The sequence below is a fragment of the Pseudomonas fluorescens genome, from assembly GCF_001902145.1.
In the GTDB taxonomy this organism is placed as follows: domain Bacteria; phylum Pseudomonadota; class Gammaproteobacteria; order Pseudomonadales; family Pseudomonadaceae; genus Aquipseudomonas; species Aquipseudomonas fluorescens_BV.
Genome location: NZ_MRST01000024.1, coordinates 33129 through 58983, shown reverse-complemented (window position 1 = coordinate 58983; position 25855 = coordinate 33129). Strand labels below are relative to the sequence as shown.

Here is a 25855-nt window from a genome sequence, read left to right as displayed (position 1 = left end):
CGATTCGACGAATGACTTTTTGATTGCCATTATTTAGCCATCAAGCGTTCGTCGAGTTAGGTTAGTACCGGAGAAAGGGGAAAAGTTCGCGGGCGTTTTGTGAATTGGATCCCATTTATCGGAATTCCAGTAAACGTGTTGAACCACTGCCATCAAGGGCTGATGGGCTTGCCCTCTGTAGGAGCGAGCTTGCTCGCGAAAAACGTCAACGATAACGCGTACTGCCTGAAGAAAACGCGGCGCCTACGGGTTTCTCGCGAGCAAGCTCGCTCCTACAAAGGTCTAGCCAATGCCTTTGTCTTTGTCGGCGTCGGGTACCAGGGTCAGGCCGGGGCGTTCGACGTCGCGGGAGACGTGGGATTTCACTTCTTCGACGCCGCCCTCTTCATCGTTGTGAATCACCAGCACGCCGGGGCGGCGCAGTTGTTCGAGGTCGCCGTCGCCCAAGTTGAAACTTTCACTCAGGTGCTGGTCGCTCAGCGCATTGGCCTCGGCGCGGCGCTGGGCGAATTTGCGCCCGCGATGCTGCTGATAGCGCGCCCAGCTGATCAGGATCACCGCGTTGAACAACGCGATCCACAGGTAAACCTGCAAGGTGTTGAGCGCGGCAAAGATAGGCGCCTCGATGCGCGGGCCGCCGTGGGTTTCAAGCATGGCGCTGATCCCTCGCGCCAGCAGCCAAATCAACCCACCCCAGGCCAGCAGGGTCAGCAGCACATCGACGATCCACATCAGTGTGTTTTGGCGAGTTCTGACCAGTTTCATGCTCACGCCTCCTCTTGTGCAGGTTTGATACCGCGGTCCGGGCTGACCCAGCGGGCGCGCTTCTGGTGTTGGTTGAACAACACCTTGGGAAAGCTGACCAGAGTCGTGAACAGGCTCACCAGCCAGAACACCATCGGGTACCACACGGTCCAGAACAGGGTTTTCCACAGGTCTTTTTCGTAACGCCGGTCGATCAGGATGCTCACCGCAAACTGCAGCAGGCACACCATCGCCAACACCAGGCCGGTGAACGCGGGCGGCACCAATGAATCCACGGTGATTGCCGCCGGCAGCGTGACGAATTTACCCACGGCCCAGAAGATCACCGACAGCAGGAAGGTGAAGGCCCAACCGGTGGACAGGCAGTATTCGAACAGCAGCGGCCACAGGTAGCGGTGGCGCCATTGCCAGATGCCACGGATGTTCTTGAACAGCACTTCGGCACCGCCCTGGGCCCAACGCAGACGCTGTTTCCACAGGCCGCCGACGGTCTCGGGCATGAGGATCCAGCACAGCGCGCGCGGCTCGTAGAAGATCGCCCAGTGATCGAGTTGCAGCTTCCAACTGACATCGATGTCTTCGGTGATCATGTCGGTGCTCCAGTAGTCAATGCGGTCCAGGGCCTTCTTGCGAAACGCCACCACCACACCCGAGACCGTGAAGATCCGGCCAAACACCCGCTGGGTACGCTTGATCAAACCGATGATCGAGGAGAACTCGCCCACCTGCACCCGGCCGATCAGGGTCGAGCGCGTACGAATGCGCGGGTTGCCGGTGACGGCGCCCAGGCGTGGGTTGTCGAGCATCGGCGCGACCATGTAGGCCGCCGCGTTCTTGTCGAGCAAGGCATCGCCGTCGATGCACACCAGGTATTCGCTGCGGGCGGCCACGGCGCCCATGCGCAGGGCCACGGCCTTGCCCTGGTTCTGCGCCAGGTGCAGCACGCGCAGGCGTGGGTGTTGCAACGCCAGGGCATCGAGTACCGCGGCGGTGTTGTCACTGGAGCCGTCGTTGACAGCGATCACTTCGATGTTCGGGTACACCTGGCCGAGGGCCGCGCCAATGGTGTCGGCGACGTTATCGCCCTCGTTGTAGCAAGGAATGATGATCGAGATCAGCGGCTCGCCGGCCAGGGTCGGCGCCGGCGTGTCTTCTTCCCACAGCCAGTGGCGTTCCCAGTGCAGCCAGAAATACAGGCCACCGGCGATCCATAGTGCCGACATGAACAACGGGTAGAAGAACACGAAGTCCATCAGGAACTGCCCGGTCACCAGGAAGATCAGGCCCAGGGGCAAGCCCAGTACCAGTGCCAACACGAATATAGCCAGGATTCTGTCGAACATGATCAAGGGTTCCACTGGTTGGAAAGGGCCGGACGTATGGTCTTCAAGTCCGGGGAGTTTTCCAGGAAGTTGTCCGGGTAGTAGCCGAAACTGGTGACGCCCTGGCGTTTGAGCACGCCCATCCATTGCGCCAGCTGCTCGGCGCTGATATCCGGCGCAGCCTGGGTGCGCCAGTCTTTGGCTTGCAGTTCGAAAACGGTTTTTTCCAATGCGCCGGGACGTGCCTTGACCGTGGCCACGAGTTTTTCCAGCCAGGCATTGGAGTTTTTCAACGACTCGCCTTCCATCAGCGGCATGGCCATGGGCGCGGTCCAGTCGTAGGTCTGGAGGAAATCATCGAGGTTCTGCGCGAACCAGGCTTCGCTGCCAGGGTTGAGCATCGGCTCGGCGAACAGATTGCGCGCGGTGAGTACCTGCGGGCCGCGAATGGCGCGCACCTTCACGGTCAACTCGTTGGTGAAGTCGATCAGGTAGCGGCTCTTGAAGCGTGTCCAACGCTGCATCACGGCCGGGTCGGCGCGCAGGGCAGCGATGCTGTTCGGCAGGCCCTGGGCAGCGTAGGCCTTGAGCGCAGCGGGGCTGGCGTCTTCAAAGTCGCTCAGCAGCGCATCGTCGTGATAGAGCACGCCGTCGATGGCACTGTTGCTGGTGCGCGCCAGGTCTTCGTAGATCTCGCCGATGAGCTGCCGCACTTTGGGGTCAAAGGGTGACAGGCGCTTGTATTGGTCCGGGTCGACAGCAACCTGGCCCGTCTCCGGGTCCCACCGGGTGACGCGTGGCAGCTTGTCGTCGAGGGCGAAACTGAGCACCGGCATCCACGCAAAGACGCTGGCGTGGGCGCGGGTATGCAGCTGCCAGGAAACACGGTTGAACAGGTCGGCACGCATTGGCAAATGGCGATTCGGAAAATACAGCGAATGCACCAGGCCGTCGCCCTTGGGGTCAGCGTAAGCTTGCAGGAACACCGTGACCGCGCCCATGTCCACCACGCGTTGCACCAGCACGTCGAGGTTGCGCGCCTGTTGAGCCGGGTCCGGGTCATAGACGTGATCCAGATCCACATGCACGACGCGCAACGGTGCCTTGGCCTGGACCGAAACCATGCTGCTGGCGAAGTGTTCACCATCCGGGTCGGAAGCGACCAGGAAGCGCGGGCTGCTCATCAGCTTGTTGGAATCATCCAAACCGTCGTCCAGCGTCAGCGCCATCTCATAGCCGTGCTCGCCCACCACGGCCAGGGTGGTGCCGTCGGCTGCGCCATACGGCCACACCCATACCCGTGGAGCCTTGCCAGTGACAGTACGGATTTTATTGGAGATGGCCGCTACGTCAGTGCGCATGCGTGCCTGGAATTGCGCTTCGGTTTCATAGCTGCGAGTCGCCGGGTCATAACGGCGTGTGGTAGCGGCCGGCTCCAGGTTGCCCTGTGGGTTGGCGAGTATGCCTTTGTGATTGGCGTCGGTATGGGCGGCGATTTCCACCAGGCCCGAACGGGACACCTCGCGAATCTGCTGCCAGGTCAGGAAGTCTCCCCGTGGGCGTGGCGTACCGGCGAAGTCCACCGGTTGGTTCAACGGGGTATCGATCCAACTGCCTACCGGCGCCAGCACGGCCGGCCAGTTGTAGGCCCGCAGAATCGGCATCACACGGGTGTAGAAGCTGGAATAACCGTCGTCGAAGCTGAGCATTACCGCCTTGGGCGGCAACGTCGGCCCACCGCGACGCGCGGAGAGAACCTGGTCCACGCTGACTGCCTGGTAGCCGTTCTCCCGCAGCCAGGCCAACTGCTCGATCAAGCGTTCGGTGCGCACCCCCACCACGGCCTGGTCGGGGTCGGTATCCGAGACGTCGTGGTAGGCAATGCCCAGGAAATGGTTCTTCGGCCACGGCGCTTCGCTGGCCAGTGTCGGCCGCTCGGCAGGTGGAACGAATGGCGCGGGTTGCTGGGCGCAGGCGGCGGCCAGCATTACACCCAGGACCAAAAAGCAACGGCTGAGGAGGGTCATGGTCAGGCTCTTCTAGAAACGGTAGGTGAGGTCGAGGAGCAGGCGCAAATCGCGTTCGCGCTCGCCGTCGTAAGGTCGGCTGACCAGGCTGAGGTTGGCGCCGGCTTCCAGCACGTCATTCCAGCGAAAGCGTTGGCCGTAACCGATCAAGCCGACGCCGCCGGTGGAATAATCTTTCTGGCTATAAGTACCCGCACCAAGCTGGAACTGCTGACTCCACTGGGTTTCGTAGCGGTGATAGAGCACATGGTTGACGTTGACGGTGGGCAATACGCTGAAGTCGGACTTGGGGTTGAAGTAGATCGTGTCTTCCTTGCTGTTGCGGCTGGCGCCCACCTCCAGGCCTAACTCCACCTGCACCTTGGGCGAGCTGTAGATGCCTTCGCGGCCCGTCAGCAGGGCTTCGACACGGTCGTTGCCATCGCTGAAATGGGACGGGCTGATCGCCAGTTTCCACTCGCGGCTTTCGTTGGCGCGCCAGCGGATAAACCCACTGCCGCCGTTGGCCGTGACCCCGTCATTCAACGCGCGCAGCGGCGTGCTGTTGAGGAGGTAGCCAAGGCTGGCGCCGTACTGCCAGTGGTCGTTGATGTCGCGGGCAATCGACACGCTTGCGCCTTGCTTGGCGCCATCGCCATAAGAATGGTTGGACACTTCGGCTTCGATGGTCATGTCGCGAGTACGCCGCTCCACGCCTACACGCTGGAAACGGTGATGGCCAGTGCCTTCGGCAAAGTCAGCGGTGCCATAACCGACACCCGCGAACAGCCGCCAGTCCTCGTCGATGGGCGGGGTATAGATCACGCTTTCTATGCCCCAGTCACGGCTACCCGACACCGCGCCGGCCTCTTGATTGTTGCCGCCACCGAAGCTTTTGCCGGTGTAGGCTTCCACCCGCACTTCGGCCATGTCGTGCACGTCACGCAAGCGTTTGAGGCGCTGTACCTGGCGGTTTTCCGGGGCGCGGGCGACGACGTCGTCGGTGAGCAGGTCGAGTTGACGCCATTCCTGCAGGTCCAACGCGGTGAAGCCTTGGGACATTTCTACGCCAATGTCGCGGGGGCTCTGGTTTTCGGCTTCCTTGAGAGAGTCTTCTGCACGCCTTGGCCAATCACGGGCTCGGTACATTTCCGCCTGCGCCAAACGCACGCCGATGCTGCCGGGCGCTTTGCTGCCCAGGTTTTCCAGCGCCTGTTCGCTGGCATTCAGGTCAGCGCCATAGGTACCGGCCTGGGCCGCCAATTGCTGGGCGTCCATCCATTCATCGTTAGGGTTGCCCAGGGGCAAGCCCTTGAGTTCAACCCGAGGCTTTTCGGTGCTGGCCAATTGCGTGGCAACGGCACGCGCCTCGTCCACCTGGTCGTTTTCCAACAAGGCGTAGAACAACGCAGAGCTGTCTTTGACATGATCACCTACGTCGGCGTCAGCGGCGGTCAGCGCCTGGCGATACAGCGGCGCGGCCTTCTCCGGCAGGCGCTGGTCGAGGTAGGACGCGGCCACCCAGCGCACGGCGTAGGTCGGCAACTGCACACCTTTGGCGGTGAGGGCTTCGTACTCGCGGATCACCTCTGCGGTACGCGACCGCGCCTTGAGCGCGCCCAGGCGGTCGATGCGCCAGCGGATGACGTCGTCCTGGGCCGTGGCGTCCGGGGTCCAACGGCTGATCAGTTTGTCGTAATCCTGCAAGGCACGGTCAGCGATGACGTAGCGTTCCTTTTCGCTGCGCGTGGCGAACTCGGCCATGCGCACACGTTCGGCGGCAAGGTCGCCTTCCAGGCGGCGCTGGGTGACCGCGTCCACCAAACCTGGGCGCTGGGCGGACAGCCGCAGTGCTGGCTGCGGCATGCGCGCCTTTTGCAGGGCGACGATGTATTCGCGGGCCACTTCCGGCTTGTCTCCGGCGCGGATGAAGGCCTGGTCAAACTCGAACAGTGCGTCGTAGTTCAAACCGGCGCGCGTCAGCGCATAGCCCAGGGCCATGCGGCGGTTGGGGTCATTGGGCTGCGCCGCCACCAGCGTGCGCAGGCGTTGCACCGCCTCGTTGGCTTTGCCGCCATCGGCCTGGGCCAGGGCCAGGCCCAGTTGCAGGTCGATATTATTCGGTTCACGCAGCAGCGCCTGGCGATAGACCGCTTCGGCCTGAGCCCATTGTTTTTGATTGCGGTAAGTACGCGCCACCGTGGCGAGTGCCTGGGTGGTGAGGTTGCGATGCTTGCCTTGCGCTTCGTACACCTTAAGCACTTCGGCGTCTTGCCCGGCCCAGCCGGCGATCACCAGGTGGTCGCTGACCTGGCCTGGGGTCTGGCGCTCGGCGGAGAGTTGGCGCAATTGGGTCAGCGCCGGCGTGAAGTGACCGTTGCGGGCCTGGATGATCAGAGCGTCGTAGGCAGGGTCGGCAAACGCAAGGCCTGGGACCAGCAATTGGCTGCACAGGGCGGCCCCGATAAGCAGACGCAACCGGCCTGAGGCACTGTAGGAGTGGTTTCGCAGCATATCGTGAGCTTCCTTACACACGGAAAGCCCTAACGATAGATGGTCCTGAGCGAAACGCTTCAGGGTGTCGGCGTCTCGGGACCCGACCTAGCTTTCCTGTAGGAACTATCTCTTAGCGAAGTAGGGGGAAGTACAATTCAGAACAATTGTTCAGAATTGTATGATCACGATTTTTTTCCATGTGCAGAAACAACTGTGGGAGCGGGCTTGCTCGCGAAAGCAGTCTGTCAGTTCATACATCATCGACTGACACTCTGTCTTCGCGAGCAAGCCCGCTCCCACATTTTTTACCGCATTTCAGGTTTATTGGGCGCCGCTGACCGCACCGACCTTGGACATTACGAAGCTAAGGAACTGCTCAACGGTCATCTTCTGGCCGTTGAAGGTCACTTCGTTGTTGGCGTAGTGCAGCTTGGAAACCACGTCGGTGCCCACCAGGGTCGCCAGTTGAGTGCCGACCGCCATGCTGCTGACCATCTCGGCCGCCATCTGCGATTGCTGTTCGATGGCTTGCGGGTCGGTCACGCCGCCCACCTGGGCTTGCAGGGCCGCCACGTCGCTGATCATCGGCTTGGACAGGGTCAGGTTGGCATCCAGCAGCGAGACCATTTGCTTGCCCAGTTCAACCGGCGGCAGCTCCATGGACGTTGGCTTGGTCAGGTCCACCACCAGGTTGAACTTGCTTTCGCCACGGGTGGTTTTGAGCGACAGGTTTTCCACAGCCAGTTGCGGCTTGGCGGCCAGCACCTGGTTGACGTTGGCTTCCGCCAGGGCTTGCTCGGCTTCGGTCATTTGCAGCTCCGGCACCGGTTGACCGGCAGCAGCGGCGGCTTGCACCGGTTGCATCTTGTCCTGGTAGAGCTTGGTCAGCACCAGCATCGCCGGAATGTCGACGTTCTTCATGCTCACGGCCATGGCGGCCGAGCCTACCGCTTTGCCCTGGTAGCCGATCTCGTCGATCTTGTAGTCGACGCGGCCAGCCAGGTTGTTGTCCTTGGTTTCGCTGGAATCTTTCTGCTCGAAACCCTTGAGGGTCAGTACGGCTTTCTGCGGACCGAAGGTGACCTTGGTGTCGGTCAGCTCCACGGTGTTCTGGCCGGTGTAGAAACCGAAGGTGGTTTTTTCCAGGTTGCTGGCGACGGTCAGGCCGGCCAGTTGCGCTTCGAACGGTGCGCCTTCGGCGTCCACTGCGGCAACTTTGAGGCTGTTCATGAAGCCTTCGGCCTTGACCTTCTGGCCCTCGGCGCTGCTGTCGAAGTTGAGGTTGGCGCCGGAGAAGCTCACCGAGGAGGTGGCGTCCTTGAATTCCAGGGGCAGCAATTCGATGTTGCCGCTCACCGAACGGCTATAGCCGATATTCGCCACGCCTTTGAGCGGCGACACGTCTTTGCTGGCGGCGAACCATTTTTCGGTGGTGGGGTTCTTTTCCAGTTCGTAGTGACTGGTGGCCATGACTGGCAACCACTTGAGAGTCACCAGGCGCGAGAACGGCAGCGGGCCGTGTTCGATATGGTCGACGAACAGCAACTCGGGGTTCGGGTTGTCTTCGCCGAACACGCTGCCTTGGCCCTTGAGGCGATAGTGTGCGGTGCTGCTGAACACGCCACGGTCCAGGGACACCAGCTCCAGGGTCACGCTGCCATCGACGCCGGCCATGGAGGTCTGCAGTTCTTTATTGGCGCTCTGGATAGCGGTTTGCAGGACCGGCTCCAGTTGTTTACCGGTGTACCAGGCACCGCCCGCACTGACGGCGCCGACGGCGACAACAAAACCCAAGAAAACAACGGCTGGCTTATTCATGAAGTGACCTGATCAAATCCTGTGAGAAGTGGGCTGTCTTCCTTGAACCCTGTAGGGGTTCCTGTAGGAGCGAGCTTGCTCGCGAAGAACGCATGGGCACCGCGTTCATTCAGAATGCGCGCGTTCTCGTTGGCGTCTTTCGCGAGCAAGCTCGCTCCTACAGTCGTGGCCCGTGTGGCCAAAGGCTGGGGAAGATTAGCACTGGCGGGCGTAAACGGCCCAGCCTTTCAGAGGGACCAGTTCAGCAGGAGTTCAGGAGTATTCCTGTTCGACTTCATCCAACTGGTGATCAAAACTCTTCAAGCGTGCGGTCCAGGTGTACACCAACACCTCGAACTCGCGGTGGATCACGGCATTGCCCGGGGTATCGGCCTTGGGGTCGCAAAAGTCCAGCTGGTAGCGCTCGCGGGCCATTTGCGTGGCTACGTCGGACAGTTCCCGCGCGTTATCCAGCCAATGCCTGCCGTCGGCGACCTGTCGATCCAGCAGCACGCATTGTTTTTTCAGGACTTCGAGGCTTTTCTCCAGCGGCGTGCCGGTGAGGTCGCCCATGACTTCCTGGAACGTGCGCCCCGGCTGCCAGTAGCTGCCCCAGAAATAGCGGTCGAACACGGTTTCGACGCGGCGCAGGGCGACCTTGGTGTCCCAGATCGCCACGCGGGTCTTGCCCTGTTCGAGGAGCTTTTTCTTCACCCGCTGGTTTTGATACGACGCCCAGGCCACCACGCCAATGGACAAGGTGCCGATCACCAGGCAGGCGCTATCAAGGAACACCATGGCCTTGTCGAGTTGATGGGCGAGCATGACGCCATAAAAATACGCGGCCGATAGCAGGACCAATGCAAAGAGCACGCACCAGAAAGCCGGAGCATAAGGGTTTTTCATCATTGGCATCCCCATGAGCAAACGCGAGCTTTGTCGGGCGAGGCGCCACCGGGCCTCACCCAGGAAAGCATAGCAATCACCTCACGGTTTGCCGGGTTTTGTCCCTTGCGTTCGTCCGTTTTCCCAGCCGCCGCCCAGGGCCAGGAACAGGTCGATCTGGCTCATGGCAACCTGGGTGTTGGCCGCCGCCAGTTGTGCACGCATAGCGGTGTAGGTGCGTGTGGCTTGCAGGTCGGCCAGGAACGATTCGCGGCCAGCCTGAAAGAAGCGATGGGTCTGGCCTGCCGCTTCGCGGGCCGACTGTTCGGCTTCGGCCAGGGCGTCGCGGCGTTGCAACACAGCAGTGTATTGCGCCAGGCCGGTCTGGGTTTCGCGGATGGCGTTGAGCACCACGCCGTCGAAGTGGGCCAGCGCACCCTGGGTCGCGGCTTCGGCTTCATGCACGCGGGCGCGGGCGCCGTTGGTCGGTACGGTCCAACTGATCATCGGGCCAAAGCCCCAACGGTTGGCGGCAGGCGTACCGAGGTTCTCCAGCAACCCAACGGTGCCGACCGTCGCGCCGATGCTGATATCCGGGTACAGCGCGCCGGTCGCCACGCCGATACGTGCGGTGGCGGCAGCCAATTGGCGTTCAGCCTGGCGCACATCCGGGCGGCGCTTGAGCAACGCGGCACCGTCGCCCACCGGCAGCAGTTGAGCGATATGTGGCAGCTCGGCGCAGGTGCCGGTGCCGGCGGGCAACTGGTCGACAGGTTTGGCCAGCAACATCGACAACCGGAACAGCCCGGCCTGACGTGAGGCTTCATAGCGCGGGATGTCGGCGCGCAGGGATTTGTATTGGGTTTGCGAGCGGGTCACCTGGGTCTCATCGCCACGCCCGGCATCGCGCAGGCGCTGGGTCAGCTTGGTGCTCTGGGCTTGCAGGTCGAGGGACTCGTTGGCAATCGCCAGCTCTTCGTTGGCCGCGCACACCTGGGTGTAGGAACGCACCACATCGGCCACCAAGGTGATGCGGGCGATATCCGCCGCAGCCTGGGCGGCGTCGGCGCTGGCCTGGGCGCTTTCGATGCCACGCTGCAAGGTGCCGAACAGGTCGAACTGGTAAGACGTAGTGATGCCGACACTGCCGATATTGCCGACCGGGACTTTGTCCGGCAGCAGGAAGGCCTCGCCAGACTCTTGCAAACGCTGGGCCTCGGCCTTGGCGCCGGCACTCCAGCCGCCAGCGGACTCAGCTTGCTGCACCTGGAAACGCGAGCGCTGCAGGTTGGCGGCGGCCACGCGCAGGTCGGTGTTGGAGGCCATGGCCTGGCGCACCAGTTCGTCCAGGCGCGGGTCTTTATACAACTTCCACCAATCGGCCGGCACCGGTGCCGAGACCACATTGCTGCCCTCGCCCATGATCGGCCCTTGCAGGTCGCCACGGTTGACCGCAGCCTGTTCCGGCAGCTTGTAATCGGGCCCCACCACCTGGCAGGCCGACAGCAACAACCCTAACGCAGCGGTTGCCAGAAGCCGCTTCATGGTTTGTCCCCGTCTTTGACCTTATCGGCGATGATCGACACCGTCGCGGTGCGCCCGGCGATCATGCGAAAGTCCGCCGGCACTTCATCAAAGGCAATACGCACCGGGATCCGCTGGGCCAGGCGCACCCAGCTGAACGCCGGGTTGACGTTGGGCAACAGGTTGGAGCCGCTGCTGCGGTCGCGGTCTTCGATCCCGGCGACGATGCTCTGCACGTGGCCATGCAGGCGCGCGTTGTCGCCGATCACACGGATGTCCACGCCCATGCCGACGTGGATGCCGTCGAGCTTGGTCTCTTCGAAGTAGCCGTCGATGTGAAAGGAATTGCTGTCCACCACCGACAGCACCGGGCGCCCGGCGGTGACGAATTCCTGGGTACGCGGTGCGCGGTCGTTGACGTAGCCATCCACGGGGCTGCGGATCACCGAGCGGTCGAGGTTGAGCTGGGCGGAATCCACCGCCACCTGGGCTTCGGCCAGGGCCGATTGGGCGCGGGCAACGCGGGACTGGCTCTCTTCCAGTTGCTCGCTGGGCACCAGGTTGCCCAGGCCCCGGTTACGCTTGTACTCGCGGCTTGCCTGGGCCAGGGTTTCCTGGCGGTCGGCCACGGCGGCCTGGGCTTGGCGCAGGGCCAGCTTGAAGCGGTCCTGGTCAACGGCGAAGAGCACCTGGCCCTTGGTCACCAACTGGTTGTCGCGCACGTCCACGCGCTGAATCAGCCCGGACACGTCCGGAGCAATCTGCACGATGTCGGCGCGGATGTGGCCGTCACGGGTCCAGGGCGCAAACATGTAGTACATGACCATGCGCCACACGACGACGACCGCGAAACTCACGACCAACAACGTCAGGACGACACGGCCGATAGTCAAAAAAGGTTTTTTCATGTCATCAGATATCGACTGAGTGAGTCCACAGCGCCCAGCAACAGCGCGTAGAGCCCCACATTGAACAATGCCCGGTGCCAGACCAGGCGATAGAAGTGCATGCGCGTCAACAGCCCGTGCACCACCAGAAACAACACATAAGTAATGCCCATCAGCACCAGCAGCGTGGGCAGGAACACCCCGCTGATATCCAGGTCACCGATCATAAAGGCGCTCCATCAGGTAACGGCGCTTCCATCTCTGTACCGCCAATGAACTCCACACCTGGCAACAGCGCCAGGCGCAGGCCGGCCAAGGCGTGCAGCAGATGCAGGCGCGTGTCGTCTTCGTCTTGCAGGCCCTGGCCGTTGAGGGCGCGACGCGTGCGGTCCAGGGTCATCAGCAGACCGCTGGGCGCGGGCAAGCGTTCACCGGCCTTCAGGCAGGCCTTGAAGTAACCGCCCACGCCTTCTACCACCTGGTTGAGCAACACCCGTGGCACACCGAGGATGCGTGGCGAGTAGGCCAGCAGGTCGAGCAGGTTCAGCGCCACGCGCAGGTCGCGCAAGGCAATGCCGGTGTCCTGCCCGGTGAGGGCCAGGCGCGGCAGGTGTTGCATCAGGCGGTCGAGCATTTGTGCGGCCATGTGCCGGTGCTCGGCCAGGGTGGCGGGCTCGGTGAGGCTGACGATGTCGCGCCAGCTGAAACGGGTGAGGCGCTTGGCCGCCAATTCAGCGCCGAAGGGTCGGGCGATCAACGTCCACACGAACGCGAACAGCAGGCCCACGGGCCCGGCCAGGTTGACGTTGGCGAAGTTGAGAAAGTCCGCGTCATAGGCGCCCTGGATACTGATGAAGGACGACGTATTGACCAACGTCAGCAACATGCCCAGGTAGAAGCGTGGCTGCACGGTGAGGGTGCCGATGCAGATAAACGGCACGGCGAAGGCCAGCACCAGCATGGGGAAATCGTGCAGGTTGGGCAGCACCAGAAACAGGTACAGGCTGGCGAACAGCACCGACATGGCGGTCCAGAAAAAGAACCGGTAGATCTGCGGTGCCGGGTCGTCCATCGAGGCGAAAAAGCTGCACGCCACGGCGGCGAGGATCACGGCGCTGCCGCCGTCGGTCCAGCCCAGCAGAATCCACAATACCGACGCGACAATGATTGCGGTGACGGTGGAGAACGCCGAGTAGAACATCAGCCCACGGTCGAGGAACGGCGTGAGCCGGCCCAGGCGCCAGTGGCGGTAAACGGCGCGCCAGGTGTCCTGGCTTTCGCACTGAATGGCGGCTTGCAAGCTGCGGCAGTCTTGCCACAGATCAACCCATTCGCCCAGGCGGTACAGCGCGTTGGAGAACAGCAACGTATGACGGTCATCCAGCGCTTCGCCTTGGGGTTGCGCGGCGTCGACCTTGTCGCGCAGCTCGCGCCAGCGCTCCAGGGGCGCGGCTTCGGTGGTGCTTTGCAGCCAGGCGCTGGCCTCTTCCAGTAGCGGCGTGAGCTGATCGAGAAACTCCGGCGCCCGATGCTCAATGGCGTACACCGCATCATCCAGAGCGTCGATCACTGGCAGCAGGTGAATCATGCGCCCGCGCAGTTCTTTAGTGTTGCGCACGGTCTGCGGACGCGCGCCTTCGTGGGGCAACTGGCCGATCATCAACTCAAGGGTATTGAAGGTGGCGACCATGCCGCCGCGCAAGTTGCTGACCTCTTCCGGGTCGACCTTGCGACTGAGAAAGCGCTGGCTGTAAACCTGGGCGTCGCTGAACCACTTGGCCACCGAGCCATCGAACACCGGCATCAGGCGCCGAGGCCAGAACATCGCGCCCACCACCGCCGCGACCGCGATGCCCAGGAAGATTTCTTCGGTACGCGCCTCCGCCACATCCCAGACCGCCAACGGGTTATCCACCACCGGCAAGGCGATCAGCGGCAAGGTGTAGCCGGCCAGCATCAGGGCGTAGTTATTCGCGGTGCGCAGGTGCATGGACAAGAACAGCAAGGTGCCGGTCCACAGCGCAATCACCACCACGAGAATGTAGGGTGACTGCACGAACATCGGCACAAACAGCACCGCCGCCGCCGCGCCCATCAAGGTGCCGATGGCGCGGTACAGGGCTTTGGAACTGGTAGGCCCGACAAACGGGCTGGAGACGATATACACCGTGGCCATCGCCCAGTACGGACGCGGCATTTGCATGAGCATGGCGATATACAGCGCGATCATCGACGCGGCGAAGGTACGCACCCCGTAGAACCAGTCGCGAGCAGGCGGGAAGCCGGTAAAAAATCCGTTCAAGGCGACACAGCCTCGGCCGCTTCGAAGGCGCGCAATACACGCAGTGCCGCTTGCAGATCGTCGGGGGCGATATCCGCCAACACATCCTTGCGCAGACGCACCAGTTGCGCCTCCACCGCCTGCACCAACTCACGGCCGCGCTCGGTAAGGCTCAGGGCCTTGGCGCGACGGTCGTGGATGTCTTCGGTGCGGCAGACGTAACCGTCACCGCACAGCCGATCGAGCAGGCGCACCAGTGATGGGCTTTCCATACCGGAGGCCTGGGCTACTTTGACCTGGTGCACACCATCGCCCAAGCGACCGATCATCAACAACGGCACGGCGCAGGCTTCGGAGATGCCATAGCTCACCAGCGTAGTCTGGCAGATTTTGCGCCAATTACGGGCGCCCACCACCATGCTGCTGCTGAGGCTCATCTGGAGTTGTTCGAGGGATTGAGGCACTGGATAGTTCGCATACAGTTAGTTTGCTAACTATTAATATGGTGGAGGGAGGAAGTGCCGTCAAGTTTTGAAACAATTTCACGGATGAGTGGCGGGATGCGGGTTCGCCATGCGACAAACAAAATGTGGGAGCGGGCTTGCCTGCGAAAGCGGTGGTTCAGTTGAATATTCTGTGACTGACACGCCGCCTTCGCGGGCAAGCCCGCTCCCACATTAGGTCAGCGTCGGCTTCATGCCTGCTGCTCAGCCTGCCCATCCAGACGACGTAGTCTCCCGCGCACAACCGCCATAGAACCCAATGCCTTCATCCAGGGAAAACGCACCGGGTATGAACGCTATAACGCGTCAGCATTTTTTTTGCTCCATCGCCCACCCCGCAACATCAGATTCAACTCATCCACCACCACCGCCCAATCCGCATCGTCCAGAATCTCCTCACGCAAAAATGCCTTCTGGGCGTCGCTCCAAAAAAACGCATCCGCCAGTTTCAATTCAGGTTTGAGCGGCGAATGAGAGGCGACAAATTGCTCAATACTGACCGGGTCATCCGGCAGGCCAAGCTGTTTGAACAAAGCCGGCAAGCTGTGCACTGGCGATTCCATGGAAGGCTCCTCATAAGTAGGTTGATGTGAGTCTAGCGGCAGCCTCCAGGTTGCGGCGCCGGTGCGTTGCATAGCACGAACAACCGCGCCCTGGCGCCACCGCCGTCCTGGCGACTGAGTTCGCGCCAGCTGTTGGGCAGCGGCGCGAATTCATCCGGGGCTTCGTTGCTGCTGATCAACCATACCCGTCGCGTTTGAGCAGGCAGTGCTGAGAGGCGGTCCAGATAGATGCGGCCACCGTCCTGGTCCACCAGTGTGCCGAAACCATAGGCGTTCGGGCGAGTGGCAGTGCCGTCGGCTTTGGGCGGCGTGTAGAGCTGCAGTTGGGCGTCGGTCTGGTCGTAATACACGTAGCTGAGGTACCACATCATGTCACTGAGGACGATGCGGTCGCCTTCCTGGTAGTTGCGATTGACGAACTCCACCGGCACGTTGAACTGGTCGTGCTCATCCACCTCGAAGTTGTTCTTTAACCCCAGCAGCTCTACGCCAACAAACAGCGCAAACAACGCCACGCCCAGCCAGGACAAACGCGACGGCAAACGGTCGACGGCAAGCGCCAGGACTATCGGCAGGCCTAACGCATACACCGTGAGGTAGCGCTCGATAAACACTGGCGAGATAAAGGACACGCCATAGACCAGCAGCAGCGGCAGCAGGCAAAACAGTGCCGGCAGGCGCGCCGCGTGATTGCGCCAGGCCGTCGATACAACCACCACGGCCAGCAGCAGGGGTAACAGCCAGAACAGCGGCGACCACAGGCCGAGACCTTCGTCCTGCAACACGAACTGCCAGATCATCGAGGGCAGGGATAGCAGGTTGAGCGGCTCTTCCCAACCAATGTCGCCGCCGACTTTGAGCTGTTCGATGTGCTGCACCAAATCCAGCAAGTTGGGCAGCCAGGGCAGATACAACAACACTATCGCCACGTTGGCCGCCCACCAGGCAGGCCGCGTGATCAAGCGTTGAGCTGGCGCCTGCAATCCCAGGTACGCCCAATGCACCAGCACGCACAGCGCGGTGAAGTAGTGGGTATAGAACCCGGCGCTCATCAACAGCACATACACCGCCCCATAGCGCGCGCGTTCGGGCTGCCTCACCCAGTACACCAGCGCCAACGTGGCCCCCAGCAGCCACACGCCAAGCAGCGAATACATGCGCACTTCCTGGCTGTAGCGCACTGCCGTCGGCAGCAGTGCCAGCAGGATCCCCGCCAGCACGGCCGCGCGTCGGGTGGACAGTTGCCGTGTCAGCCAGATGCCCAGGCCCACGACGGCCACGCCGGGGATTGCGCTCAGGCTGCGAATCGAGCCGATGCTATCGCCGAACACCTCGATCCAACCGCGCAGCAGCAAGAAATACAGCGGCGGATGCACATCATGGGCCGCGTGAAACCACAGGTCGGCCAGGGCGTATTCGCTGAGCAACAGGCTGGAGCCTTCGTCGCCCCAGATCGCCGCTGAGGTGAGGTGGTAAAAACGCAGGGCCATGGCCAGCGCCAGGATCGGCACCCACCACAGGCGGCTGAGCCAGCCGGCACCTTCCCAGCTCAAACGATGGAAGGTCGGCAATGCTGCAACTTTTTCGTTTTGCTCTACCGCAGACCGACGCATATCGACTCCGCTACTACTGCCCTCTTACAGGACAAACACTGCGCATGCGCAAACACCGCCACTCTAGGCCAAAAGCCCTGGCCTCGCCGCTGGAATCGGACAAATCAGCAATTTGCGTAGGCCTTCACCGAAGCATTCGCCGGATCAGGCTATTATTGCCCCTTCTCCAAGGACTCAGGATCAAGGAAACGTTATGCGCATCGGTTTGCTGTCACCTCTGGCCCTGGCCTTGTTGGCCGGTTTTTCCCTCCCGGCCCAGGCCAGTTCTGACGACTCGTGCTACCCCGACTGGCGGGTATCGCGTGACAGCTACGAGCCGTGCAGCAACCAGCCGTTTCTCAGCCCGGGCAACGACAGCCGGGTGAACCTGCGCCTGTTGCTGGCCGACAAAAAGGCCGCGCCCCTGGCTCCCAATGCCTTGGGCGAAGACGATTTGGCGCAAGGGTTCGGCCCGGTGCCGTTTCCGGTGTATCGCCTGGTGCCGGCTCCGGCCAAGAATGAGGAGCCTGACAACAAGGCTGACGATTCGCGCACGGCCGAACTCGACGCGCTGCTCCAGCCCCTGGGCATCAAGCGCGAGGAGTACAAGACCGCAGGCCAGGCCTTCCTGAATGGCGAAGGCAGCCGTTGCCGCAGCAATGACGATGACAGCGCCACGGCGTTTATCAGCCAGGTGATCAAAGCCCAGATGCCGCCCGCCGAGCGCGATGTGTTGGTAAAAGCACGCCTGCAGCTGCTGACCACCTGTGACTGGAGTCGCCAAGTGGTGGACGTGCAGTTGACCCCCTCGGCCAACGCCCAGTTGTTTCGCACCTATTTGCAGGCCGCCGGCGATTTCTACAGCGGCCGCTTCGTTTACGCCGAGCGCGGGTTTGCCGCCGCCTCGACCAGTGAGGTGCCTTGGCTGAAAGACACCGCGTTCTACATGACCGCACGTACCTCGTTGAACAGGGCCCAGGCCGAGGCCTTCGACGAATACGGCATGCCACAACGCGAGCATGTGGATAAGTCGGCTTTGAGCGATGCCGAGCAAGGTTTTCTCAGTTACTTGAAATATTATCCACAAGGCGATTACGTTGCGTCCGCCCGTGGCCTGTTGCGCCGCGTGCATTGGTTGGCGAACGACGATGCCAAGCTTGCCGAAGACTTCACCTGGCAATTCACCGAGGCTACCGACGCCCAGCGTAACGTGAGCGTCGACGAGTTGGTGGAAGAAGCCGACCTCAAGTTGCTGATGGTCGGCAACAAAGCGGCGAACAGCCCGATGCTGCAAGTGGTCAGCGACCTGATGGCGATGCGCGCCCACACCCCGCCTCTCTTGAGCCGCGAAGACCTGGATAAACAAAAGAGCACCTTCGCCACTGAGCCAGCGCTGTTTGACTTCCTGCAAGCGAGCTATGCCCTGTACGTCGAACACCAACCCGACGCGGCCTTGAAGCACCTGCCGGTGGATGTGCCGTCGAGCCTGGATTACTTCGCCTTCAGCCAACAGACCCTGCGCGCCCTCTCCCTGGAAGCCAAGCAGGACTGGAAGGCCGCCGAGGCCCTGTGGCTGCAACTGCTGCCGCTGGCCAAGCTACCGCTGCAACGCGACCAACTGGAACTGGCCCTGGCCATGAACTACGAGCGCAGCGGCCAACTGACCAAGGTGTTCGCCGCCGACTCACCGATCAGCGCCAAGCAAGTGCGCTACATCCTGCTGCGCAACGTCGCCGGCCCCGACCTGCTACGTCAGCAGATCGCCAACGCCAGCGACCCGATCGAGCGTCAGAGCGCGCAATTCGTGCTCCTCTACAAAGACCTGCTGCGCGGCCAGTACGCCACCTTCGCCGATGACCTCAAGCAGGCCTCGCTCTCTGACGACAAACTCGGCACCAGCCTGGGCTACACCTATACCAGCGGCCAGACCTTGAAGCTGTTCCAATGGAACGGCGACAAGGCCGAATCTGGGTACGCGTGCCCAAGCATCGCGCAAACCGCGGCGACCCTGCAGAACGAGGCCAAAAACCCGCACGCGTTGAACTGCTTCGGTGAATTCATCCTGCGCAACGGCCTGGACGGCATACCGTTGGAACAACCGCGCGCCGCCGGCAGCCTGGGTAGTACCGCCTCGGACTTCAAGGGTGAAACCTTCTCGCGCCTGGACGGCTACAAACAGGTGATCGCCAACGCCAAGGCGCCGAAAACCGACAAGGCCTATGCACTGTTCCGCGCCATCAACTGCTACGCGCCGGCCGGCTACAACAGCTGCGGCGGCGAAGACGTTGCGCCGGCGGTGCGCAAAGCCTGGTTCCGCCAACTCAAGAGCGGTTTTGCCGATACCCAATGGGGCAAATCGCTGCAGTACTACTGGTGAAATCGCTGTGGCTAGGCTTGCTGTTGCTGGCAAGCCCGGCTTTTGGCGCCGTCGACGCCCGCGACTATGACGCCTTCTGGCTGTGGAGTGGTGTCACGCCCCAGCCGGTGATCAAGCAGGCGAAAACCCTGTACATCCTCCAGGGCCAGATCAACTCTACTCGCCGCACGCCCCAACGCGGCGTGCAACTGATCGCCCAGGGCATCAGCGTACCGCGCATTACCCAAGGCGAAGTCTGGGTGGTCTACCGTGCCCACACCCTGCACTGGCCGGAACAGGTCTACACCCAACTGCTTGGTCAGGTGCAACGCTGGCGTGACGCTGGCAACCCGGTGATCGGTATCCAGATCGACTTCGATGCCCGCACCCAGTACCTGCACGAATACGCCGATTTCTTGCGTGACCTGCGCCAACGCCTGCCCGCCGACCTGCGCCTAAGCATCACCGGGTTGATGGACTGGAGCAGCAATGCCGACCCGGCCGCCATCGCCCAGCTCAAGGGTGTGGTGGATGAATTGGTGGTGCAGACGTATCAGGGGCGGCACAGCATCCCTGACTATGCCGCGTATTTGCCGCGGATGAATCGGCTGGGGATGCCGTTCAAGGTCGGCTTGATTCAGGGAGGCGAATGGCAAGCGCCGGGGTATTTACAGGAAAGTGAGTGGTTTCGAGGGTATGTGGTGTTCTTGCAAAACCCGTGAAGGCTGAATATCAACTGTAGGAGCGAGCTTGCTCGCGAAAGACGTGAACGATAATGCAGCGCTATCAGATAGCCCGCGCCGCCGATACGTTCTTCGCGAGCAAGCTCGCTCCTACAGTGGGTGAGGCTCGCAAGTTCATCGCCAGTTTCACGCCTTTGCGCTTGAGCGGCGAGGCGCTCAGGTCGTTGCTCAAGGTCGCTTTTATCACTGCTCCACAACGAACGCCCACAGGCCGAGCGCGGAGCTGATCGCAATCACCCAGAAAGACACGCCGAGGCAGATCCAAATACCGTTGGCCCACGTTAGGCGGTGGTTGGCTTGGCCTGTCGAATCATTTTCCAAGTGGTTCACCGCGTGCTGAATCTGCACGCTCATCGCGACCTGCGCGATTGCAAAGCACAGGCCCACCTTCAATGCGGTAAGCGACGAGACGAACCACACATAGGTAAAAGGCAGGAAAGCGCAGATTATCCAGCCAAGCACAAAGCAGCGAGGCCACCACCGATAAGCCGGGTCTTTCAGATCAAGCGCCTGCTTGATTTTCATTACGAGCGCATACACAAAAAAAATCGAAAAAAAGGCCCGGACAAGCGGCAATATACGGGTCCCCGTTGCGGTGCGATAAGCGCTCCAATGCTTGTATAACCAGTAGAACGTATAAAAACCTTGGGACAGCAGCACCATCAATACCAACTTGCGCGGTGCGACGATAAAAAAGGTCGATGCGCCAGTTGATGGCGTTTTGAGATCAGCTTGGGGTGATGCGTAGGGGTTTTCAGGTATGAACATAAGGACGACTCTTGAGGGCAGTCCCGCAAGATTAATGCTCATGCTCCTGGCTATTGCCCCCACCTCGAAAACAGGAACATTCCTACGCTCGACTTCACGCAATCGTTACTGAGCGACTTGCAACGGATACACCGACTCCCACCCTCCTCCCAGCGCTTTGTACAGCCCGACCATGGCCAGCGACACGCCGGTAGAGCTTTCTACCCACTGCTCCTGGGTCGCCAGTAGCGCGCTCTGCACGGTGAGTACGTTGACGAAATCCGCCACGCCTTCGACGTACTGGTGTTGGGCGGTGGTCAGCGCGATCTGGTTCTGGCGCACGGCTTCAGCCAGGCTGTCACGGCGCAGTTGGCTGGCGTTGTAGCGGGTCAATTGGTCGTCGATTTCATGCCAGGCACGCAGCACGGTTTGTTGGTAGGCCAGCGCCGCTTCCTGTTGCTGGGCTTCCCGTAAATCCACCATGCCTTGCAGGCGCCCGCCGTTGAACAGCGGCAGGCTCAATTGCGGGCCGAAGGCAAAGGCGCGGGAACCCCAGGAACCGAAATCCGAGAGCTGCATGGCTTGGGAACCCAGGCTGCCGGACAGGGTGATGCGCGGGTAGAAGTCGCCCTTGGCCACGCCGATGCTGGCCGTGGCGGCGTGCAGGCGGGCTTCGGCCTGGCGAATGTCGGGGCGGCGTTCGGCGAGTTCCGATGGCAGTCCGATCGCGACCTGGCGCTGGGTTTGCGGTACAGGGGCGTCTTTGGACAGCTGCGCGTACAGCGCCTGGGGTGGCTCGCCCATCAACAGGCTCAGGGCGTTGATCAACTGGTCCTGGCGCTGCTGCAGATCCGGCAGGCGCGCTTCAATCGCCGCGACCTGAGCGGCGGCTTCGGCCACGTCCAGGTCGGTGGCCACGCCGTCGGCCAGGCGCAGTTGCGAGAGCTTGAGGCTGTGGCGAGCAACATCGAGGTTTTGCTCGGTGACGGCACGGGTGTTTTGGACGCCGCGCAGTTGGATATAGTCCTGGGCAGTCTCGGCCAGCACCGACAACAACACGGCGCGACGGTCGTTTTCGGCAACTTCCAGCGTGGCGTCGGCGGCCTCGGTCTCGCGCTTTACCCGGCCCCAGAAGTCCAGCTCCCAGGCGGCAGAAAAGCCCATATCCCATTGGTTGAAGGCCGAGCGGCCGTTCTCGCCGGAAGGGTCGTTCAAGCCTTTGCCGCTGCTGCGCTTGCGCTGGTAGGCGCCGCCGACATCGACGTTGGGGTAGCGCTCGGCCGTGGTCACCTGGCGGATAGCGCGGCTTTGTTGCAGGCGGCTGCTGGCCAGTTTCAGGTCGAGGTTATCGCTGAGGGCGCGACGCGTAAGGGCCGAGAGCTGCGCATCGTGGAACACGTCCCACCAGCGCTCCTGCAAAGAGTCGCTGACGGCGCGGCTGGCGGCCTGACGGCCCTGGGGTTCGCTCCACTGATTGATCTGCGGGCCCTGGGGCCGCTGGAAATCCGGGCCGACGGTGCAGGCACTCAGACTGATCAGGCTCAAGGTGAACCAGGCGAGGTGTTTCATTGCTGGGCCACCTCACGCTGTTGCGCGACCGGCCGGGTATCGACACTGGCTTCCACCGACATGCCGACGCGCAAGCGCTCGGTCAGTGGCTGGTTCGGTTCGAGGACGATCTTCACCGGAATACGCTGCACCACCTTGGTGAAGTTGCCGGTGGCGTTGTCGGGCTTGACCGAGGCGAAGGTCACCCCGGTGGCAGGCGCCAGGCTTTCGAGGTGGCCATTGAGCAATTCGCCGTCGAGGCTGTCGACCCGTACCTGAACGGCTTGGCCTGCGTGCATATGGGACAGTTGGGTCTCTTGGAAATTGGCCACCACATAAGCTTGGGCCAGTGGCACCACCGCAAGGATCTTGCTGCCCGGTGTCACATAGGCCCCGACCCGCACCGCACGCTCACCGACCATGCCATCCACCGGTGCGACGATGCGCGTGTAAGACAGCTGATAACTGGCCATTTCCAGCGCGGCCTGGGCGCGCTTGAGCCCACCTTCGGCGGCGTCACGCTGGGCGGTGAGAATCTCCACCTGCTTGCGTTCGGCGGCCAGCACGGCGGTGGATTTGGCCAGGCGCGCAGTGGCCTGGTCGATGCGCGTCTTGGCTTGCTGGGCGTTCTGCACGGTGCCCGCACCGACGCCAGCGAGGTGGTTGTAGCGGTTCAGCTCATGTTCGGCAAAGGCCACTTCGGCGCGATCTGCTGCCACGGTAGCCTGGGCCTGGGCGATCACCGAGCTTTGGCGCTCCAGGGTCGCGCTGGCGTTTTTCAACTGGGCCTGGGCAACCAGGGTGTCGGCATCGGCGGCCTGGGCGGCGGCGCGAAAGTCGCGGTCGTCGATCAACGCCAGCAGTTGGCCGGCCTTGACGCGCTGGTTGTCTTCCACCAGCACTTCCTTGATGAAGCCTGCCACCCGCGGCGCCACCAGGGTGAAATCGGCGGCGACGAAGGCGTCGTTGGTGGTCTGGTGCTTGCTGCCCAATACGCCCGGCGCAACCAGGTAAACCAGCACGCCGACGGCAAATACGGCGATAACGGAGACGGCAATTTTGTCTTTGCGTTTCATGGAAAGTCCTTGAGGTCAGGCCGGAGTGCGAGGCGGATAGATCCGCGTGGGCATCCAGAAAATCAGCAGGATCAACGCCACCGCGACACCGGCCATGACGACGTAAAGATCCGAAGAGGTCAGCACCACGGCCTGCTCGTGCAAGCGGTGGGCGAGGCCCGGCGCGTCAGCGTCGGCAAGGGGCGAATTGCCCAGGCGGTCCACCAACATGGTTGAATGGAAATGCCCGCGCTGGGTGGTCAATGTATCCAGCACCGCAGTGGCGATCACAGCAGCCAGGCCCTTGACGGTATTGAACCAGGCCGAGGCGAACGGCCCTTCGATGGGCTGGATACTGCCGGTGGACAGCATCAGCAGCGGCAACACGGCCATCGGCTGACCGAAAATCTGCAGCAGGTACCAGCCATAAAAGTCGTCACGAATCCACGCCGAAGTCAGGTGGGAACTGCCGATGCAGCACAGCACCAACATGCTCAGGCCAATGCCCAGCACCCAGCGGCAATCGACCCAGCGCAGGTTGCACAGCGCCGCCACCAGCGGCAGCGCAATCAGCTGCGGCAGCGCCATCAGCAGCATCACCGGCGCAGTTTGCAGCGGCCGGTAACCCTGGACCTGGGCGAGGAAACTGGACGGGATGATGATCACCGAGGTCAGCACCATCAGCACGCCTGCCAGCACGATCAGGGCGAAGGCCAGGTTGCGCAGGCCGAGCATCTGCAGGTTGAAGAAAGGCAGCGGCTGTGACCATTCGTTGAACATGAACAGCACCAGCAACAATGTGCCGCCACACAGCAGGAAGGTAATCAGGCCCGACTCGAACCAGTCCAGGCGATTGCCCTGCAACAAGCCGATCACCAGCATGCAAATCGCCGGGAAGCCCAACAGCAAACCACGCCAGTTGAACTGCTTGAAGCGCTCCAGGCGCAGCGGGTCTTGTGGCAAGCCATAGGCCACGGCCGCCATGGCCAGCAGGCACGGCGCGACGATCTGCCAGAACGCCCATTGCCAACCGACGTACTCGGTCCACAACGCCGCCAGCGGCGTGCCCAGGCTGGGGCCGAAGGTGGCGGTCAGTGCGTAACCGGCCAACCCGTACAACTTGACGTTGGCCGGCAAGAAACGCAGCGCCACGGTCATCAGCATCGGCGGCAGCGCGCCACCGGCCAGGCCTTGCACGGTACGCAGCAGCAACAGGCTTTCGTAGTTCGGCGCGAACGGGCAGAGGATGCCCAGCACGGTGAACAAACCGATAGCGCACAGGGTGAAGCGACGCAGGGAAAACGTCACCGAACACCACGGCGCGAAGGCCATGGCTGCCACGGACGTGGCGGTGTAGGCGGCGACCAGCCAGGTGCCTTCATCAAAGCCGATGTACAGCGCACCGCGAATATCGGCGAGAGCAACCTTGGTGACCATCTCGTTGAGACCAGACACCAGCACGGCCAACAAAACGCCAAGCAGGCCGATGATGATGCGCGGGCCGAACACGGGTGGGCTCAGGGCCGTAGGTTTGGCTGCAGCCTGGAGGACGGGGGCAGCGAGGGACGTCATGAACAGGTAACTCGGAATAAGAAATACCTGAGCAGTTTAATCAGGCACTCTCATGACAAAAAGTTACTTGTTGGCAGGTTATAAGTGCGTCAGACGCAATTCATAACAGCCCAAGGCTCAAAATTATGGAAAGGGCTTGTCCCCTTGTAGGAGCGAGCTTGCTCGCGAAAAACCCATAGGCGCCGCATTTATCCAGGAAGCACGCGTTATCGTTGACGTTTTTCGCGAGCAAGCTCGCTCCTACAGATTTCAGGTGGGCTGCGCTTCCAGCCAGGTGGCGTGGCAGCTCGAGCGCATGGTTTCGCGCAGCCATTTGTGCGCAGGGTCTTTGTCGAAGCGCGGATGCCAGGATTGCGCTAGGACCAGGGTTGGCAGTGAAATCGGCAAGGCAAATGCGCGCAGTGGCAGGTTCAGCCGCTTGGCGCTCAGGAGGGCTTCCTTGGGCACCGGCAGCAGCAGGTCGGAATCGGGCAGCATGAACATCGCACCGTGAAAGCCTGGGGCGATCATTGCCACGCGGCGCTCCAGGCCCTGTTCATTCAGCGCGGTGTCGATCGGCCCACGAGCGATGCCGCGGCGCGAGATGCTTATGTGGGAATAGCTGGCAAAGCGTGCCGCCGTGATTTCTCCGTCGAACAACGGGTGGTCTTGCCGTGCCAGGCCGACAAAGGTGGTGGAGAACAGGTTCTGCACCTTCACTTCCGGGCTGGCCGGCATGGTGTTGCTCACCCGCAAGTCCAAACGCCCTTCGCGCAGGGCTTCATCGTCGGTGTCGCCTTCGGGCACGAAGCGCAGTTCACACAGCGGCGCCACGCGCTCCATGGTGTCGAACAGCCGACCGCCATACACGCCAATGAAAAAGTCATTGGCGCGCACGCTGAAGCGGCGGCGCAAGGTGCTCAAATCGACTTGGTCCGCCGAACGGAACAGCAACGCGGCCTGCTCCACCACATTGCGCACCTGGCCTTGCAGCTCAAGCGCCTTGGGCGTCGGCACCAGGCCACGGCCGGCACGCACCAGGATCGGGTCTCCGACCGCTTCACGGATACGCGTGAGGGTGCGGCTCATGGCGGCCGGGCTGAGGTTCATCCGCCGCGCGGCGCCCACCACACTGCCCTCGTCGAGCAACGCGTCGAGGGCGACCAGCAGGTTCATGTCCGGTAGTTGCATGCCCAGCACTCGTGATCCGTTGGGAGTGAACTGGGCGCAATCC

At 62.1% G+C, this 25855-nt stretch carries 20 protein-coding genes; 2 read left to right on the top strand and 18 right to left on the bottom strand.

Annotation, left to right across the window (positions count from 1 at the left end; all coding sequences use genetic code 11):
- Positions 1-282: 282 nt before the first annotated feature.
- From pgaD to BUE92_RS14135, 13 genes are all read right to left on the bottom strand, one after another.
- Positions 283-765 (bottom strand): poly-beta-1,6-N-acetyl-D-glucosamine biosynthesis protein PgaD, encoded by a 483-nt coding sequence (pgaD, locus tag BUE92_RS14195; RefSeq protein ID WP_073524428.1) that lies wholly within the window; start codon positions 763-765, stop codon positions 283-285.
- A gap of 2 nt (positions 766-767) precedes the next feature.
- Entirely contained in the window at positions 768-2108 is a 1341-nt protein-coding gene (gene pgaC, locus BUE92_RS14190; RefSeq protein WP_073524426.1) for a poly-beta-1,6-N-acetyl-D-glucosamine synthase, read from the bottom strand.
- A gap of 2 nt (positions 2109-2110) precedes the next feature.
- Complete coding sequence (pgaB, locus tag BUE92_RS14185) at positions 2111-4114, bottom strand: poly-beta-1,6-N-acetyl-D-glucosamine N-deacetylase PgaB (protein WP_073524422.1); 2004 nt, start codon at positions 4112-4114, stop codon at positions 2111-2113.
- A 12-nt stretch (positions 4115-4126) separates the two neighbouring features.
- The gene (pgaA, locus tag BUE92_RS14180) at positions 4127-6607 is read right to left on the bottom strand and encodes a poly-beta-1,6 N-acetyl-D-glucosamine export porin PgaA (protein ID WP_073524420.1); all 2481 of its coding nucleotides are present in this window, start codon (positions 6605-6607) and stop codon (positions 4127-4129) included.
- A gap of 303 nt (positions 6608-6910) precedes the next feature.
- Positions 6911-8407, bottom strand: coding sequence for a YdgA family protein (locus BUE92_RS14175; protein WP_073524417.1), 1497 nt, complete (start codon positions 8405-8407; stop codon positions 6911-6913).
- 252 nt (positions 8408-8659) lie between these two features.
- Entirely contained in the window at positions 8660-9292 is a 633-nt protein-coding gene (locus BUE92_RS14170; RefSeq protein ID WP_019819550.1) for a hypothetical protein, read from the bottom strand.
- An 81-nt stretch (positions 9293-9373) separates the two neighbouring features.
- Positions 9374-10816, bottom strand: coding sequence for an efflux transporter outer membrane subunit (locus BUE92_RS14165; RefSeq protein WP_073524414.1), 1443 nt, complete (start codon positions 10814-10816; stop codon positions 9374-9376).
- A complete protein-coding gene (locus BUE92_RS14160) occupies positions 10813-11703 on the bottom strand; it encodes an efflux RND transporter periplasmic adaptor subunit (RefSeq protein ID WP_073524412.1) in 891 nt (296 codons plus the stop codon). Before BUE92_RS14160 ends, BUE92_RS14165 begins: the two co-directional genes overlap by 4 nt.
- A complete protein-coding gene (locus BUE92_RS14155; RefSeq protein WP_003187469.1) occupies positions 11700-11909 on the bottom strand; it encodes a DUF1656 domain-containing protein in 210 nt (69 codons plus the stop codon). Before BUE92_RS14155 ends, BUE92_RS14160 begins: the two co-directional genes overlap by 4 nt.
- Positions 11906-13984 carry an FUSC family protein gene (locus BUE92_RS14150; RefSeq protein ID WP_073524410.1) on the bottom strand — a complete coding sequence of 693 codons (2079 nt, stop codon included), beginning with the start codon at positions 13982-13984 and terminating at the stop codon, positions 11906-11908. Before BUE92_RS14150 ends, BUE92_RS14155 begins: the two co-directional genes overlap by 4 nt.
- On the bottom strand, positions 13981-14400 hold the full coding sequence (locus BUE92_RS14145) for a MarR family winged helix-turn-helix transcriptional regulator (RefSeq protein WP_034125424.1): 420 nt from the start codon (positions 14398-14400) through the stop codon (positions 13981-13983). The genes BUE92_RS14150 and BUE92_RS14145 overlap by 4 nt, the downstream gene beginning before the upstream one ends.
- 362 nt (positions 14401-14762) lie before the next feature.
- Positions 14763-15029, bottom strand: a complete 267-nt coding sequence (locus BUE92_RS14140; protein WP_073524409.1) for a DUF2789 domain-containing protein — start codon at positions 15027-15029, stop codon at positions 14763-14765.
- Between the two features lie 32 nt (positions 15030-15061).
- Positions 15062-16642, bottom strand: coding sequence for a glycosyltransferase family 39 protein (locus BUE92_RS14135; RefSeq protein WP_073524408.1), 1581 nt, complete (start codon positions 16640-16642; stop codon positions 15062-15064).
- A 193-nt stretch (positions 16643-16835) separates the two neighbouring features.
- On the opposite strand from BUE92_RS14135, the gene BUE92_RS14130 reads away from it, so the two are divergent.
- A complete protein-coding gene (locus BUE92_RS14130) occupies positions 16836-18998 on the top strand; it encodes an outer membrane assembly lipoprotein YfiO (protein WP_073524407.1) in 2163 nt (720 codons plus the stop codon).
- A complete protein-coding gene (locus tag BUE92_RS14125; protein WP_073525013.1) occupies positions 18995-19699 on the top strand; it encodes a DUF3142 domain-containing protein in 705 nt (234 codons plus the stop codon). The genes BUE92_RS14130 and BUE92_RS14125 overlap by 4 nt, the downstream gene beginning before the upstream one ends.
- Positions 19700-19903: 204 nt before the next feature.
- On the opposite strand, the gene BUE92_RS14120 is transcribed toward BUE92_RS14125, so the two are convergent.
- The 5 genes from BUE92_RS14120 to BUE92_RS14100 all read right to left on the bottom strand — a co-directional run bounded on the left by BUE92_RS14120 (position 19904) and on the right by BUE92_RS14100 (position 25812).
- Positions 19904-20488 (bottom strand): hypothetical protein, encoded by a 585-nt coding sequence (locus BUE92_RS14120; RefSeq protein ID WP_073524404.1) that lies wholly within the window; start codon positions 20486-20488, stop codon positions 19904-19906.
- Positions 20489-20593: 105 nt separating this feature from the next.
- Positions 20594-22036 (bottom strand): efflux transporter outer membrane subunit, encoded by a 1443-nt coding sequence (locus BUE92_RS14115; protein WP_073524402.1) that lies wholly within the window; start codon positions 22034-22036, stop codon positions 20594-20596.
- A complete protein-coding gene (locus BUE92_RS14110) occupies positions 22033-23091 on the bottom strand; it encodes an HlyD family secretion protein (protein WP_073524399.1) in 1059 nt (352 codons plus the stop codon). The genes BUE92_RS14115 and BUE92_RS14110 overlap by 4 nt, the downstream gene beginning before the upstream one ends.
- A gap of 15 nt (positions 23092-23106) precedes the next feature.
- Positions 23107-24642, bottom strand: a complete 1536-nt coding sequence (locus BUE92_RS14105; protein ID WP_073524397.1) for an MFS transporter — start codon at positions 24640-24642, stop codon at positions 23107-23109.
- Between the two features lie 249 nt (positions 24643-24891).
- The gene (locus BUE92_RS14100; protein ID WP_073524396.1) at positions 24892-25812 is read right to left on the bottom strand and encodes a LysR family transcriptional regulator; all 921 of its coding nucleotides are present in this window, start codon (positions 25810-25812) and stop codon (positions 24892-24894) included.
- Positions 25813-25855: the final 43 nt, after the last annotated feature.